This is a genomic window from Pseudarthrobacter sp. C4D7, assembly GCF_013359725.1.
In the GTDB taxonomy this organism is placed as follows: Bacteria; Actinomycetota; Actinomycetes; order Actinomycetales; family Micrococcaceae; genus Arthrobacter.
Window position 1 is genome coordinate 98,457 of record NZ_JABFMW010000007.1, and the last position, 15,777, is coordinate 114,233.

At 65.4% G+C, this 15,777-nt stretch carries 13 protein-coding genes; 3 read left to right on the forward strand and 10 right to left on the reverse strand.

Annotation, left to right across the window (positions count from 1 at the left end):
* Window positions 1–247: 247 nt before the first annotated feature.
* Complete coding sequence (locus HNO81_RS07600) at window positions 248–916, forward strand: vitamin K epoxide reductase family protein (RefSeq protein ID WP_175317513.1); 669 nt, start codon at window positions 248–250, stop codon at window positions 914–916.
* An 88-nt stretch (window positions 917–1,004) separates the two neighbouring features.
* Here the strand turns inward: HNO81_RS07600 and ndk are convergent, their stop codons facing one another.
* From ndk to ileS, 4 genes are read right to left on the reverse strand one after another with little or no spacing between them, the layout of a single operon-like run.
* The gene (gene ndk / locus HNO81_RS07605; RefSeq protein ID WP_175317514.1) at window positions 1,005–1,421 is read right to left on the reverse strand and encodes a nucleoside-diphosphate kinase; all 417 of its coding nucleotides are present in this window, start codon (window positions 1,419–1,421) and stop codon (window positions 1,005–1,007) included.
* A 51-nt stretch (window positions 1,422–1,472) separates the two neighbouring features.
* Window positions 1,473–1,937 (reverse strand): DUF4233 domain-containing protein, encoded by a 465-nt coding sequence (locus HNO81_RS07610; RefSeq protein ID WP_175317515.1) that lies wholly within the window; start codon window positions 1,935–1,937, stop codon window positions 1,473–1,475.
* 2 nt (window positions 1,938–1,939) lie between these two features.
* Complete coding sequence (locus HNO81_RS07615; RefSeq protein WP_175317516.1) at window positions 1,940–3,298, reverse strand: folylpolyglutamate synthase/dihydrofolate synthase family protein; 1,359 nt, start codon at window positions 3,296–3,298, stop codon at window positions 1,940–1,942.
* 3 nt (window positions 3,299–3,301) lie between these two features.
* Window positions 3,302–6,613, reverse strand: a complete 3,312-nt coding sequence (ileS, locus tag HNO81_RS07620; protein WP_175317517.1) for an isoleucine--tRNA ligase — start codon at window positions 6,611–6,613, stop codon at window positions 3,302–3,304.
* A 376-nt stretch (window positions 6,614–6,989) separates the two neighbouring features.
* On the opposite strand from ileS, the gene HNO81_RS07625 reads away from it, so the two are divergent.
* Window positions 6,990–7,997, forward strand: coding sequence for an endonuclease/exonuclease/phosphatase family protein (locus tag HNO81_RS07625; protein ID WP_175317518.1), 1,008 nt, complete (start codon window positions 6,990–6,992; stop codon window positions 7,995–7,997).
* Here HNO81_RS07625 and HNO81_RS07630 read toward each other — a convergent pair.
* Window positions 7,994–8,752: an SDR family oxidoreductase gene (locus HNO81_RS07630; protein WP_175317519.1), complete on the reverse strand. Its 759-nt coding sequence runs from the start codon at window positions 8,750–8,752 to the stop codon at window positions 7,994–7,996. The genes HNO81_RS07625 and HNO81_RS07630 overlap by 4 nt on opposite strands.
* 18 nt (window positions 8,753–8,770) lie before the next feature.
* Entirely contained in the window at window positions 8,771–9,151 is a 381-nt protein-coding gene (locus HNO81_RS07635) for a DUF488 domain-containing protein (protein WP_175317520.1), read from the reverse strand.
* 72 nt (window positions 9,152–9,223) lie between these two features.
* On the opposite strand from HNO81_RS07635, the gene valS reads away from it, so the two are divergent.
* Complete coding sequence (valS, locus tag HNO81_RS07640) at window positions 9,224–11,845, forward strand: valine--tRNA ligase (RefSeq protein WP_175317521.1); 2,622 nt, start codon at window positions 9,224–9,226, stop codon at window positions 11,843–11,845.
* A 366-nt stretch (window positions 11,846–12,211) separates the two neighbouring features.
* Here the strand turns inward: valS and HNO81_RS07645 are convergent, their stop codons facing one another.
* The 4 genes from HNO81_RS07645 to HNO81_RS07660 all read right to left on the reverse strand — a co-directional run bounded on the left by HNO81_RS07645 (window position 12,212) and on the right by HNO81_RS07660 (window position 15,615).
* A complete protein-coding gene (locus HNO81_RS07645) occupies window positions 12,212–12,826 on the reverse strand; it encodes a DsbA family protein (RefSeq protein ID WP_175317522.1) in 615 nt (204 codons plus the stop codon).
* Window positions 12,827–12,840: 14 nt separating this feature from the next.
* On the reverse strand, window positions 12,841–14,121 hold the full coding sequence (gene clpX / locus HNO81_RS07650; RefSeq protein ID WP_175317523.1) for an ATP-dependent Clp protease ATP-binding subunit ClpX: 1,281 nt from the start codon (window positions 14,119–14,121) through the stop codon (window positions 12,841–12,843).
* 175 nt (window positions 14,122–14,296) lie between these two features.
* Window positions 14,297–14,956: an ATP-dependent Clp protease proteolytic subunit gene (locus HNO81_RS07655; protein ID WP_138606612.1), complete on the reverse strand. Its 660-nt coding sequence runs from the start codon at window positions 14,954–14,956 to the stop codon at window positions 14,297–14,299.
* Between the two features lie 38 nt (window positions 14,957–14,994).
* Window positions 14,995–15,615 (reverse strand): ATP-dependent Clp protease proteolytic subunit, encoded by a 621-nt coding sequence (locus tag HNO81_RS07660; RefSeq protein ID WP_305791421.1) that lies wholly within the window; start codon window positions 15,613–15,615, stop codon window positions 14,995–14,997.
* Window positions 15,616–15,777: the final 162 nt, after the last annotated feature.

Sequence of the window (15,777 nt, forward strand, 5' to 3'; positions counted from 1 at the left end):
CGCCCAATGGAGTCGCGGGTGTGCCGGAGGAATCCGAAGCCTGCCCTGCTCATCATTGGCGGTCTTGGGAACAAACCACCGGACCGGAGTCCGAATGTGGATCGGCTTCCAGCCATGTTCATTCTCTCACACCCACGCCGGATCGCCGCGGAAGCGGCCGTTGCCGGTGCCGATGCTGTGTGGTGGGTCCAGCCGCCGGCGTTACAATCAGGCACAGGAGCACCGGACGAAAAGGACGCAAACACCCATGCCCAGCATCTCCCCCGTCAGCGCCCATGAAGAGGAACGGGCCGCGCACCCGCGGACCCGTACCGAAGGCAGCATTCCACGCATGGCCGGGAACCGGCCTTACGGCTGGTTGCTGGTGGTCACCGGAATCGTGGGCTGGCTTGCCTCCGGAACCTTGGTTCTGGAGAAACTTGAGGTACTCAAGGATCCCAACCACACCACGGTGTGCGATGTGAATCCCTGGATCTCCTGCGGCCAGGTGATGCAGACCTGGCAGAGTTCGCTGTTCGGCTTCCCCAACATGTTCATCGGGATCGTGGCTTTCGCCATCATCATCACGGTGGGCATGGCCCTCCTCTCCGGCGCGACCTTTGCCTGCTGGTACTGGCTGGGGCTGCAGGCGGGCGTGACGCTCGGTTTCGCGTTCGTCGTCTGGCTGTGGTCGCAGGCACTGTACTCCATCCACATCCTGTGCCCCTTGTGCATGATCGTCTGGGCGGCCATGATCCCGCTCTTCGTGTGGACCACCATCCGGAACATCTCCGCCGGAGTCATTCCGATGCCGGCGGGCGCGGCGCGCATTGTGGCTGATTCCGGCTGGATCATCACCGCGCTGCTGTACGTGGCGGTCATCGCCACCATCTTCTTCGCGTTCATCCAGGTCTTCGCAGGAACCTCGGGGTTCTAGCGGCGCACTCGCCCACTCCTGACGCCCGATCAACAGATAAGGCCAATGTTCACAAAGAACATTGGCCTTATCTGTTATGCCGCCGGGCTTACTGGAACCAGATCTTGATTTCCCGGTCCGCGGATTCCGGAGAGTCGGATCCGTGCACCAGGTTCTGCTGCACCTTCAGGCCCCAGTCCCGGCCGAAGTCGCCGCGGATGGTGCCCGGGGCCGCCGTCGTGGGATCCGTGGTACCCGCCAGGGAGCGGAAGCCTTCGATGACGCGGTGGCCTTCGAAGATGGCCGCCACGACGGGTCCGCTGAGCATGAATTGCACCAGGGGCTCGTAGAAGGGCTTGCCAACGTGCTCCTCGTAGTGCTGCTCCAGCAGCTCACGGGTGGCATCTACCTTCTTGAGCTCAACAAGGCTGTAGCCCTTGGCTTCAATCCGGGCCAGGATGTCGCCGGTCAGGTTACGGGCGACGCCGTCGGGCTTGATCAGGACGAGGGTGCGCTCTGTGGTCACAACTGCTCCAATGCGTTGGTGGGTTTTCGGGACAAGTCTACGGGGACTGGCTTACGGGGATTGCGGCTGGGCGGGGCCGGCGGCCTGGTCCGGGTGGGCGGCTTCCCATTCGGCCTGTTCGCGTTCGCGCTGCACCGCTTCCCGGTCAAGCCGGATGCCGGTGCGGATGCCGTACCACCAGGCCAGAGCGAACAGCGCGCCCACCAGGAACATGGCGGGCTCGAAGATGCCGGTGAGGATCAGGACGAGCTGGAGGATCCAGCCCAGGCCGATGCCCCACGGTTTGTTCAGGACCGCGCAGGCGAAGACGATGACCACGCTGAGGCCGATGCCCACACCGAGGATCAGGGCTGGCGGGAACTCCCCGCGGCGCAGGCCGAACACCACCAGGGTGGCGAAGAACATGACGAATGCTTCCAGGAGCAGCACCGTGGAGGCAAACATCACCTTGGTGGAGCGTCGCTTCTTCGGCATGCCGGGACGCCATTCCCGCTGCGCTTTTGTCAGTCTGGCCATGCTCACGCCTCCGTTTTTCCGAGCAGGATCCGGGCCTCGGCCACCAGGGTGATCGATCCGGTGACCAGCACGGCCCCGGAGAGGTCATCATTGGCTTCGGCCCGCTCCACGGCCCATTCCAGGGCATCGTCCAGTTTCTCGGCGACGTGGACGTTGTCCTCGCCGAAGCCCAGGTCGATGGCAAGCTCTGCGAGGTCCGCCGCCGGTACGGCGCGCGGTGAGTTGGACTGGGTGAAGCAGTACTCCACGGCCACGTCGCCCAGGGATTCCCTCAGCTCGCGCAGGATTTCTTCTGCATCCTTTTCCTTGAGCACGCCCACCACGGGCACCAGGCGCGTAAAGGTGAATGCCTCCTGCAGGGCCGCAGCGGAGGCCCTGATGCCGTCGGGGTTGTGCGCGGCGTCCACAATGATGGTGGGTGCCGTGCGCACCACTTCGAGGCGGCCCGGTGACGTCACTGCGGCGAAGCCTTCCTGCAGGACCTCGAAGTCGAGCTCCTTTTCGCCGCCAAAGAATGCTTCGAGGGCGGCCACGGCTACGGCGGCGTTCTGAGCCTGGTGGGCGCCGTGGAGCGGTACCAGCAGGTCAGGGTAGCGGCCGGCGATGCCCTGGATGGTGACCATTTGGCCGCCTACGGCCACAGTCCGCGATTCAACGCCAAACTCCACGCCTTCGAAGCGGAAGGGCACGCCCACTTCCTTGGCCTTTTCCAGCAGCACCTGGGCCGCGTCGAGGGGCTGCGCCGCGCTGACGAGGTAGCCGCCGGGCTTGATGATGCCGGCTTTTTCGTAGGCGATGTCCTCGGTGGTGTCGCCCAGCAGGTCCGTGTGGTCCAGCGAAATTGGCGTCACCACGGACACCTGCCCGTCGCCCACGTTGGTGGCGTCGGTGATCCCGCCCAGGCCCACCTCGATAATGGCCACGTTGACCGGCTGGTCGGCGAAGATGGCGAAGCCCAGGATGGTGAGGCACTCGAAATAGGTCAGCCGGGGCTGACCTTCGGCTTCCAGCTCGGAGTCCACGATCTGCAGGTAGGGCCGGATTTCGTCCCAGATCCTGACGAACGTCTCGTCGGAGACGGGGTGGCCGTCGATGCTGATCCGTTCGGTGACCTTGGACAGGTGGGGGCTGGTGTACCGTCCCGTGCTCAGGCCGTGGGCGCGGAGCACGGATTCGATCATCCGCGACGTGGAAGTTTTGCCGTTGGTTCCGGTGACATGGATGATCGGGAAGGCCTTGTTGGGCTCGCCGAGCACGTCCATCGCACGGAACAGCGGCGCCAGGCGGGGCTCCATCTTGTTTTCCGGCGCCCGGCCCAGCAGTTCGGCGTAGACGCTTTCCACGGAGAATTCGTCGGTCATGTCCTAGGCCTCCACTTTTTCGACAACGACGGCGGGTTCGGACACGTCGCCCGGCCCGGCGGCCAGCTCCACCGTCAGGGTTTCGCCCTTGACCAGTTCAGCGTTGGCCAGCAGGGCATCCACCACGTTCTGCTGCGCCGTGACGGTGGTCCGGATCCGGTCGCTGACGTTGAGTCCGGCGTCCTTGCGGGCCTGCTGGATGGCACGGACCATGTCGCGCGCCAGGCCTTCAGCCTCCAGCTCGGGGGTGACTTCCGTGTTCAGGACCACGAACCCGCCGCCGGGCAGCACGGCGACTGCGGCGGAACCGCCCTCGGACTCGGCCACCACGGTCTCCAGCGTGTACTCCTGGGGCTCCAGCTGCAGGCCGCCGGCGGTGACCACACCGTCGTCGTCCACGGACCAGTCACCGGACTTGGCCCCCTTGATGGCCACCTGGACGTTCTTGCCCAGGCGCGGGCCGGCAGCACGGGCGTTGACCACCAGTTTCTGCTGGATGCCGAACTCCTCGGGGGAAGCGGTGGCAGCGTCCAGCAGGCGGACGGAGCGGAGGTTGAGTTCATCGGCGACGACGGCGGCAAAGCCTTCCAGCGCATCCGCCCCGGGTGCCACCACGGTGAGTTCCTGCAGCGGGAGGCGGACACGGAGGTTGGCTGCCTTGCGGAGCGAGGAGCCGGTGGAGCAGATCTGCTGGACCCGGTCCATGGCTTCCACCAGGGATGGGTTCGCGGGGAAGAGGTCAGCGTCCGGCCAGTCGGCCAGGTGCACGGAGCGGCCTCCGGTCAGGCCGCGCCAGATCTCCTCCGAGACCAGCGGCAGCAGTGACGCGGCGGCGCGGGCCACGGTCTCCAGGGCGGTGAACAGGGCGTCGAAGGCGTCCTGGTCCTCGTCGAAGAAGCGCTGCCGGCTGCGGCGGACGTACCAGTTGGTGAGCATGTCCAGGTAGCTGCGGAGCGAGTCGCAGGCGCCGGAGATGTCGTAGGTGTCCAGCTGGGCGGTCATGTTCCGCACCAGGTCGCCGGTGTTGGCCATCAGGTACTGGTCCAGGGTGTCCGCGTAGCCGTCGTAGCGCAGCTTGGCGTCGTATCCCGAGCCGCCATTCGCAGCATTGGTGTACAGCGTGAAGAAGCTGTAAACGTTCCACAGCGGCAGGATCACCTGGCGGACGCCGTCGCGGATGCCCTGTTCGGTGACGATCAGGTTTCCGCCGCGCAGGATGGGGCTGGACATCAGGAACCAGCGCATGGCATCGGAGCCGTCGCGGTCCAGGACCTCGGAGACGTCCGGGTAGTTGCGCAGGCTCTTGGACATCTTTTGTCCGTCGGAGCCGAGCACGATGCCGTGGCTGATGACGTTCCGGAACGCCGGCCGGTCGAACAGCGCGGTGGAGAGGATGTGCAGCATGTAGAACCAGCCACGGGTCTGGCCGATGTACTCCACGATGAAGTCGGCCGGGTTGTGGGTGTTGAACCAGGCTTCGTTCTCGAACGGGTAGTGCACCTGGCCGTACGGCATGGAGCCGGAGTCGAACCAGACGTCCAGGACGTCCTCCACGCGGCGCATGACGGACTGGCCTTCTTCGGGCGTGCGGGGGTCATCCGGGTTGGGCCGGGTGAGCTCGTCGATGAACGGGCGGTGCAGGTCCACCTGTCCGTCCTTGTTCAGCGGCAGCCGGCCGAAGTCGGCTTCGATCTCGGCCAGCGAGCCGTAGACGTCCGTGCGGGGGTATTCGGGGTCGCTGGACTGCCATACCGGGATGGGGCTGCCCCAGAAGCGGTTGCGGCTGATGGACCAGTCACGGGCGTTGGCCAGCCACTTGCCGAACTGGCCGTCCTTGACGTTGCCCGGGATCCAGTTGATCTCCTGGTTCAGTTCGGACATCCGGTCCTTGAACTTGGTGACCTCCACGTACCAGGAGGAAACCGCGCGGTAGATCAGGGGGTTGCGGCAGCGCCAGCAGTGCGGGTAGCTGTGCTCGTAGCTGGCCTGGCGGACCAGGCGGCCCTGCGCGCGGAGCACCTGGGTGATGGGCTTGTTGGCCTCGAAGACCTGCAGCCCCACGATGTCGTGGAGGTCGCCGTGCTTGAACAGGGGCAGGAACTTTGCTCCCTCGTCCACGGAGAGCACCACGGGGATGCCCGCCTCCTCGCAGACCTTCTGGTCGTCCTCACCATAGGCGGGTGCCTGGTGGACGACGCCGGTGCCGTCCGTGGTGGTGACGTAGTCGGCCACCACGAAGCGCCAGGCGTTCTCCATGCCGTACTTCTCGTTGTCGGCGAAGTCGTCCCACAGCCGCTGGTATTCCAGCCCTTCCAGCTCGGCACCGGTGTGGGTGGAGACGACGGCGGCTTCCGCTTCCTCGAAGCTGTCGTAGCCCAGGTCCTTGGCGTAGCTGCCCAGCAGGTCCGCGGCGAGCAGGAAGCTGCCGGTGACGGGGGCGTCCGCCGAGGCCGCCTTGATGCCGTTGGGCCCGGCGGGCAGCACGGCGTAGGTGATGGAGGGCCCGACGGCGAGCGCGGCGTTGGTGGGCAGCGTCCAGGGGGTGGTGGTCCAGGCGAGCGCCTGCACCCCGGCAAGTTCCCTGGAGAGAGCGGACTCCCCGGCGAGGATGGGGAACGTGACGGTAACGGTCTGATCCTGGCGGTTCTTGTAGACGTCGTCATCCATGCGCAGTTCATGGTTGGACAGCGGCGTTTCGTCTTTCCAGCAATACGGCAGGACCCGGTAGCCGTTGTAGGTCAGGCCCTTGTCATGGAGCTGCTTGAACGCCCACAGGACCGATTCCATGTACTCGACGTTGAGGGTCTTGTAGTCGTTGTCGAAGTCCACCCAGCGGGCCTGGCGGGTGACGTAGCTCCGCCATTCGTCGGCATACTTCATGACGGAGGCGCGGCAGGCGTCGTTGAACTTGTCGATGCCCATGGCTTCGATCTGGGTCTTGTCCGTCATGCCCAGTTGCTTCATGGCTTCCAGTTCGGCGGGCAGACCGTGGGTGTCCCAACCGAAGCGGCGCTCAACGCGCTTGCCGCGCTGGGTCTGGTAGCGGCCCACCAGGTCCTTGGCGTAGCCGGTCAGGAGGTGGCCGTAGTGCGGCAGTCCGTTGGCGAAGGGCGGGCCGTCGTAGAACACGAATTCGTTGCTGCCGGGCTCCCCTCCTGGGGCGTCGGCACTGCGCTGGTCGATGCTGGCCTGGAAGGTGCCGTCCTGGTCCCAGTACTTCAGGATGCGCTCTTCGATCTCCGGGAACTTCACGGAGGCGGATACGCCGGCGCTGGCGGAGGTGCTGGAGGCGGAGGCCTTGGGGTAAAACGTCATGTTCGACATCCTGGGTTGAGCGTGGTGAACCCCGGCATTGCCGGAGGTTCCGTTCAGGATGCGAGGACGGCTTCCGTGCCGTCTTTGAAAGACTGCACACCCACCGCGGTACCACCTCACTTACCGGCGCCGCGTGTCTTCCGTGCGGAACACGCGCTGCCCCGGCCTCTCATTACTGCTGTGACGGGCTTACCCGTCCGGTTCTAATGGCGCTGCCGCCCCGGCAGGGGAAACTGCGTGTTCTTCCGGAAGCTCACCGGTGATTGCCGGGTCATAGCCGTATTGAGTCTACTATCGCCGCGGCGTCCTGTGCCATTCAGGTGCTCCGGGAACATTGGGGCTGACGCCGGCTCAGCCCATTCCCTAGACTCGGCACATGACTGCTTCCGGGCGCCCGGCCGGGTGGAGGCGCGCGGCCACGGCATGCCGGTGGCTGTTCGTCCCTGTTGCACTGCCGGTCGCGGCGGTGTCCGCCGTGCGCGCGGTGCCTGCGGAGTGGCCTGTGCTGGGGGTCCAGCTGGTGGCGTTCACGCCGTGGCTCGCAGTGCCTGCCGTGGCGGCGCTGGGACTGGCTTTCCTGGGGAAAAGCCGGTGGCAGCAGGTCCTGGCGGCTTTCCTGGTGGTGTGCCAGGCGTTCTGGCTGTTCCCGGTGGATGTCCGCGGGCCGTCGGCCGAGGCCGCGGGCCGGCCCGTTTCCCTCGTTGCCATGAGCATCAACGCAGAACTGGGCGGCGCGGATGCTGCCGGCATTGTGGACCTGGTCCGGGAACAGCACGTGGAGGTGCTGGCGGTGGAGGAGTTCACGCCCCAGCTCTCCAGCAGGCTCACAGCGGCAGGACTGGAGGCCTTGCTCCCCCACCGGGTTGCCCGTGCCCGCGACGGCGCGGGCGGCACCGCCATTTTTTCCTCGTTCCCCCTGAAGACCGTCGGGGTGCTGCCGGACACGCAGTTCACCATGCCGGTGGCCAGCGTTGAACTGGCCGACGGCAGCGGCGCAGCCCTTCGGGTGGTGGCCGTCCACACGCTGGCGCCGGTGGGTGGTGCGGTGGCCCAGTGGCGCCGGGACCTGGCCGTTGTGGGCAGCGCCGACACCGGTTCTGGTCCCCTCCTGCTGGCGGGCGACTTCAACGCCACGTACGACCACCGGGAGTTCCGGACGCTGCTGGCCGGCCAGGGCGGGGGCCGGTCGCTGGTGGACGTGGCTGCATCAGTGGGCAGCAGGCTGGTTCCCACCTGGCCCATGCGCGGTTACCGCCTGCCCGGAATCACGCTGGACCACCTGGTGACCAGCCGTGACATTACCGCTGCCGGCTACTCAGTCCACCGGGTCGGGGGAACGGACCATGCGGCGGTGGTGGCCACCCTGCGCATCCACCTTCCCTAACCGTTTCTGATGAGCTTGTGCGTGGCTGCCTGGGCCACCGGGCGGATGACGATCTGGTCGAGGTTGACGTGGTGCGGGGCGCTGACGGCGTAGCGCACGACGTTGGCCACATCCTCTCCCGTGAGCGGTTTCTCCACGCCCTGGTAGACCTTTTGCGCGGACTGCGCATCCCCCAGGCGGTTGAGCGCGAACTCTTCAGTCTGCACCAGGCCAGGAGCAACTTCGATGACCCGGACGTTGTGCTCGGCCTCCTCCAGCCGGAGGGCCTTGGTCATGGCGTGCTGCCCGAACTTGGCGGCGTTGTAGCCGGCCCCGCCTTCGTAGGCGTCCAGCCCAGCAGTGGAGGTTAGGTTGAGGACCGTGCCACGGCCGGTTGCCCGGAGCATGGGAAGGAACGCGCGGGTCAGCTTCAGGGTGCCCAGGACGTTGACCCTGTACATCCATTCCCAGTCGGCGGTGTTGGCGTCGCCTACCTTGTCCGCACCCCGGGCGCCGCCGGCAATGTTGATCAAAGTGTCAATGCCGCCCGCCGCGGTGACCTGGGCAAGGAGCCGGGACACGTCGTCGTCCTCTGCAATGTCCGCGGGCAGCGCCACGGCGCCTGTCTTGTCCTCCAGCGCCGCGAGCCTGTCAGCCCGGCGCGCCACGGCAAAGACCGTCCAGCCGGCGTCGCGCAGCGCATGCACTGTTGCCTCTCCGATTCCGCTGCTCGCGCCGGTCACCAGTGCTGCCTTTTTCTGCATGTCCTCTGTCATGGCACCACCCTAGCGGGATCAGCCGGCCGGCCGTCCACGGAGGTATTCGAGCAGCACCAGCGCGTGGTTGGCTTCGGTGTTGCGTGCCGCGTACAGCAAGGTGGTGCGGGGGTGTTCCGCGGCGAGCTTGAGGAGTGCCTCTACGGCTGGGTTGGCGTCCAGTTCCAGCCGGTAGCGTTCGCTGAAACCGGCAAACCTTTCCGGCCGGTGGTTGAACTCCTTGCGGAGCTGCGTGGAGGGAGCCACGTCCTTGAGCCAGAGGTCGACGGCGGCGTCTTCCTTGGCCATCCCCCGCGGCCAAAGCCGGTCCACCAGTACCCGGAACCCGTCGCCGTCCGCCGGCGGCTCGAAGATGCGCTTCACGCCGAAGGTTCCCCGGGACTCTCCCATGGACCGCATGCTACCCGCGTTCGCGGCCGCCCGTCAGGGACGGGTTGGGTGGGATGGAAGCGGGCATGAAAGAATTGCCCAATGGCTGAAGACACGCAGGGTACAGACACGCCCACCACCGCCCCCATCAACGTTCCGGACAAGCCGGCCCTCGAAGGCCTCGAAGCCGCGCTCACCCGGCGCTGGCTGGCCGAGGGAACCTACAAGTTCAATCCCGACACCACCCGGGAACAGGTCTACTCGATCGACACTCCCCCGCCCACCGCGTCGGGCTCCCTGCATGTGGGGCACATGTTCTCCTTCACCCAGACGGACGTCCAGGCCCGCTACATGCGCATGACCGGCAAGAACGTCTTCTACCCCATGGGCTGGGATGACAACGGACTGCCCACCGAACGCCGCGTCCAGAATTACTATGGCGTCCGCTGCGATCCCGCCATCCCATACAACGCCGACTACCGGCCGCCTGCGCAGCCGGCCAAGAACCAGCGCGACTTTGACGTCGTGTCCCGGCAGAACTTCATCGAACTCTGCGAGGAACTGGCTGTAGAGGATGAGAAGGTCTTCGAGAACCTGTTCCAGACGCTGGGCCTGTCCGTCGACTGGGACCTCACCTACCGCACCATCGATGACACCTCCCGCGCGGTGTCCCAGCGCGCGTTCCTGGCCAACCTGGCCGCCGGGGACGCCTACATGGCCGAGGCACCCACCCTGTGGGACGTCACCTTCCGCACTGCCGTGGCGCAGGCCGAGCTGGAGGACCGCGAGGTTCCCGGCGCGTACTACCGCTACCCCTTCTTCACCGAAGACGGGCAGAAGGTCTTCATCGAAACCACCCGCCCTGAGCTGCTGGCCGCGTGCGCTGCACTGGTGGCCAACCCCGACGACGAGCGGTACCAGCCGCTGTTCGGCAAGACCGTCACGTCGCCGCTGTTCGACGTGGAGCTTGAGGTCAAGGCCCACCCGCTGGCCAAGGCGGACAAGGGGTCCGGCATCGCCATGGTGTGTACCTTCGGCGACCTGACCGACGTCACCTGGTGGCGTGAACTCCAACTGCCCACCCGCGCCATCATGGGCCGCGACGGGCGCATCATCGCAGAAACCCCCGAGTGGATCACCACCGAAGCGGGCAAGGAGGCCTACGCCGCCATCGCCGGAAAGACTGCCTTCTCCGCCAAGGAAGCCGTGGTGGAGCTGCTGAAGGAAGCCGGCCTGCTCGACGGCGAACCCAAGAAAATCACACACCCGGTGAACTTCTTCGAAAAGGGCGACAAGCCCCTGGAAGTTGTCACGTCCCGCCAGTGGTACATCCGCAACGGCGGCCGCGACGAGGACCGACGCGAACGCCTCATTGGCCGTGGCAAGGACATCGACTTCCACCCGTCCTTCATGCGCTCCCGCTACGAAAACTGGATCGCGGGCCTGAACGGTGACTGGCTGGTCTCCCGTCAGCGCTTCTTCGGCGTGCCCATCCCGGTCTGGTACCCGCTCGATGCGCAGGGCAACCCGGACTACGACAACCCGGTCCTTCCCGCCGACGGGATGCTCCCGGTGGACCCCGCCGCGGACGCCGCCCCGGGCTTTGATGAGTCCCAGCGCGACCAGCCCAACGGCTTCACGGGCGATGCCGACGTCCTGGACACCTGGGCCACGTCCTCCCTGACCCCGCAGATCGTGGGCGGCTGGAGCCGGGACGAGGACCTGTTCGCCAAGGTGTACCCCTTCGACCTGCGCCCGCAGGGCCACGACATCATCCGTACCTGGCTGTTCTCCTCGGTGGTCCGCGCGGACGCCCTCCAGGACTGCGCGCCATGGAAGCACGCAGCCATCTCAGGGTGGATCCTTGACCCGGACCGCAAGAAGATGTCCAAGTCCAAGGGCAATGTGGTGGTCCCCACGGACGTACTGAACGAGTACGGCTCCGACGCCGTGCGGTACTGGGCGGCCTCGGCACGCCTGGGCGCCGACACGGCCTACGAAATTGCGCAGATGAAGATCGGCCGCCGCCTGGCCATCAAGCTGCTGAACGCCTCCAAGTTCGTGCTGAACCTCGGCGCCACGGAGAACTCAGTGCTGTCGGCGGACCTGACGGTCCTGGCAAATCCCCTTGACCGCGCCCTGCTGGCCCAGTTGGCCGACGTCGTGGCGCTCTCCACCAAGGCGTTCGACAACTACGACTACGCCCGCGCACTGCAGCTCACGGAGTCCTTCTTCTGGCAGTTCACCGACGACTACGTGGAGCTCATCAAGGACCGCGCGTACGGTGCCGCGGGCGAGGCCGAACAGGCCTCGGTGCTGGCCGCACTGGCCACCACGCTGGACACCCTGCTGCGGCTGTTTGCCCCGTTCCTGCCGTTCGCCACCGAGGAGGTCTGGAGCTGGTGGCGCAGCGGGTCCGTACACCGCGCCGCATGGCCGGAGGCATTGGAGATTCCCGGCGGCGACACCACCATGCTCGCCACGGTGGGCGTGGCACTCAGCGGTGTGCGCAAGGCCAAGTCCGAAGCCAAGGTCAAGCAGCGCACCGAAGTGCTCTCTGCGACCATTGCTGCCCCGGAGGCACTGGCCGCACAGCTGCAGGCGGGCCTGGCTGATTTGAAGGCTGCGTCCAACGCCCGGGACATCTCCGTCGAGGTGGGCGACGGGGAACTCACCGTCACCGACGTTGCCCTGGCGCCCACTGACGAGCCTGCGAAGGCCTGATACCGGCACGGTTCAAGCCTGGGCGTGTTCCGGGCAAAGGGGAAGCCCCATCAGCGTTTTGCCGTTGGTGGGGCTTCGACTTTTTCGGCCATCCGGTGACGTGCTCTGATGGTCTGGCAGGATCCGCTGACTTTCAGGTCTTACTACCCCGTCACTGGTAGCTTGCAGTCGACTTTGCCGATGGCTGCGTCGAGATACACATCACTGAATCTTTGGTTCCTGCGTCCCCTTCTTTCGAAGTGGTAGGAACCATTGTTCTCCTCCGCAGGTCCACGTGCAAGGGCCCCGGAAAAACTACAATCAGGTAGTTTTCCCAGGGCCCTTGCGGAGCGGCTGCGCGCCGCGTTCAGCGGTCCGGCCGGAAGCTCAGTCGAACTCGGGGCTTTCCGTACGGCTGCGCTTCAGTTCGAAAAAATGCGGATATGCGGCGATGGTTGTGGTGGCGTCCCAGATCCTGCCGGCGTCTTCTCCACGGGGGATGCGGGTCAGGACCGGTCCGAAGAACGCTGTTCCGTTGAAGGCAACCACGGGGGTTCCCACATCCTGGCCCACCAGGGAAATGCCTTCCTCGTGGCTCGCCCGCAGCTGCTGGTCGTAGGCGTCCGTCGCAGCGGCATCCGCGAGGGAAGCGGGGAGGCCGCACTCTGCAAGCGCCTTGGCGATGACCTGGGTCCGATCCTTCTCGCCCTGGTTGTGGATCAAGGTTCCCATGGAGTCATAGAGCGGCTTGATGACCTGCGGCCCGTGTTCTTCGCTGGCCGCGATGATCACCCGGACCATGCCCCACGCGTTGTCCATGGATTCGCGGTAGCCGGGTTCCAGGTCGCGCCCTTCGTTCAGGACGGCAAGGCTCATCACGTGCCATTCCGTCTCGATGTCCCGGACAGCTTCCACTTCCCCGATCCAGCGGGACGTGACCCACGCGAACGGGCAGAGGGGGTCGAACCAGAAATCGGCTTTGTTTTTTGCAGGGGAAGTCACAGAGGTCCTCTCGGTCAGGCAGACTTGCGGCGCTTGGCCACGTGCGGCACCATGGTGGGCTCGGCCCCGCGAAGCACCACATCTTCGGTGATCACCACGCTGGCCACGTCCTCACGGCTGGGAAGATCGAACATTACGGGGAGCAGGACTTCTTCCAGGATTGCGCGCAGGCCACGGGCTCCGGTGCCCCGTTCCAGCGCCTGGTCGGCGATGGCTTCCAGGGCGGTGTCGTCGAAGACCAGCTCCACGCCGTCGATCTGGAACATCTTCTGGTACTGCTTCACCAGGGCGTTCTTGGGGGTGGACAGGATCTGGATCAGGGCATCGCGGTCCAGGTTGGACACGGTGGTGATGACCGGGAGCCTGCCGATAAATTCCGGGATCAGGCCGAACTTCAGCAGGTCCTCCGGCATGACCTCACCGTAGGAGTCCACCTTCTTGCTTGCCTCATTCAGTGGGGCACCGAAACCAATGCCCTTGCGGCCGGAGCGGGAGCCAATGATCTCTTCCAGGCCCGCGAAGGCACCGGCCACGATGAACAGGACGTTCGTGGTGTCGATCTGGATGAATTCCTGGTGCGGGTGCTTGCGTCCGCCCTGCGGCGGTACCGAGGCAACCGTCCCTTCCAGGATCTTCAGGAGGGCCTGCTGGACACCTTCGCCGGAGACGTCACGGGTAATGGAGGGGTTCTCGCTTTTGCGGGAGATCTTGTCGATCTCATCGATGTAGATGATGCCCTGTTCGGCCTTCTTGACGTCGTAGTCAGCGGCCTGGATGAGCTTGAGGAGGATGTTTTCCACGTCCTCGCCCACATAGCCAGCCTCCGTCAGGGCGGTGGCATCAGCGACGGCGAACGGCACGTTCAGGCGGCGGGCAAGGGTCTGGGCGAGGTAGGTCTTGCCGCAGCCGGTGGGACCGATGAGGAGGATGTTCGACTTGGCGATCTCGACGTCGTCGTGGTGCCCGCCGTCCCCCAGGTTCCCGGACTTGGGCGCGTGGCCCGCCTGAATGCGCTTGTAGTGGTTGTAGACCGCGACGGCGAGGGAGCGCTTGGCAGGCTCCTGGCCGATGACATATTCCTGCAGGAAGTCGAAGATTTCACGCGGCTTGGGCAGTTCGAAACTGCCGAGGTCAGCGACCTCCGCGAGCTCCTCTTCGATGATTTCGTTGCACAACTCGATGCACTCATCGCAGATGTAGACACCGGGGCCGGCAATGAGCTTGCGCACCTGCTTCTGGCTCTTTCCGCAGAAAGAGCACTTCAGCAGATCCGTGCTCTCGCCAATCCGAGCCATATATGAACCCCTTAGTATCCTGCTGCCAGGCAGCGCTGCACCATTGCTGAAATCTTTCCCGGCCGGCACGGCCCGGTTTGTGACAACATCCACTCTAGGTCACATTCGGCCCGGAGGGTGGAAGGAAAAGGCCGGTGCGGCCAAATGAACTGGCCGCACCGGCTTTTGGTACTGCTTAGCGCGTGATCGCCTGGGGCTTGATCTTGCGGGAATCAAGAACCTGGTCGATGAGGCCGTAAGCCTGGGCCTCGTCGGCGGTGAGGATCTTGTCGCGCTCGATGTCGTTGTTGACCTGCTCCGACGTGCGGCCGGAGTGCTGGGCCAGGGTGTCCTCGAGCCAGGAGCGCATGCGCATGACCTCTGCAGCCTGGATTTCCAGGTCGGAGGCCTGGCCGCCCTGGCCGCCGGACAGCGCCGGCTGGTGGATCAGCACGCGGGCGTTGGGCAGGGCCAGGCGTTTGCCGGGGGTGCCGGCTGCCAGCAGGACGGCGGCCGCGCTGGCTGCCTGGCCCAGGCAGACCGTCTGGATCTCCGGACGGATGTACTGCATGGTGTCGTAGATCGCCGTCATGGCCGTGAACGAACCGCCGGGCGAGTTGATGTACAGCGTAATGTCGCGGTCCGGGTCAGTGGACTCCAGGACCAGCAGCTGGGCCATGATGTCGTCAGCGGAGGCGTCGTCCACCTGCACGCCGAGGAAGATGATGCGGTCCTCGAAGAGCTTGGTGTACGGGTCCTGGCGCTTGAAGCCGTAGGGGGTGCGTTCCTCGAACTGCGGCAGGACGTAGCGGCTGGACGGAAGATTGCCGGCTGACCACCCGAAGTTGTAGTTCATTGTGTTTGCTCCTGATCGAAAGGGGTTCTGGATGCCGGTTAGTTCTGGGAGGCTGATTCGCCGGAGCCGTTGGACGTTCCGCCGCCGCCTGAGACGGATCCCGCGTGCGCGGCGATCTTGTCGAAGAAACCGTATTCGAGGGCTTCTGTGGCGGTGAACCACTTGTCGCGGTCGTTGTCCTTGAGGATGGTTTCAACGGTCTGGCCGGTCTGTTCGGCGGTGAGTTCCGCCATGACCTTTTTCATGTGCAGGATGAGTTCAGCCTGGATCTTGATATCCGAGGCGGTGCCGCCAATGCCGCCGGAGGGCTGGTGCATCAGCACGCGGGCGTTGGGGGTGGCGTAGCGCTTGCCCTTGGTGCCGGAGGAGAGCAGGAACTGCCCCATGGACGCGGCCAGGCCGGTGGCGACGGTGACGACGTCGTTGGGGATGAACTGCATGGTGTCATAGATGGCCATGCCCGCCGTGACGGAGCCGCCGGGCGAGTTGATGTAGAGGTAGATGTCCTTCTCGGGGTTCTCGGCCGAGAGCAGGAGCAGCTGCGAGCAGATCGCGTTGGCGTTGTCGTCACGCACCTCCGAGCCCAGCCAGATGATCCGCTCCTTGAGAAGGCGGTTGTAAATGTAGTTGTCCTGGGCTGCAGGATCGACGGTCGCCATCCGGGGGGCCTCTGAGTGCTGTGACATGTTTACTTACCTCTCACTGGTGACGGTGACATCACTGAAAATCACTACTTGGACACTAACCGGTTTCACGGGTGTTTTGTTCGCGCACCGACGGCTGTTCGCTGACGGCGCACGATCATCGAACCGGAAGCGGAC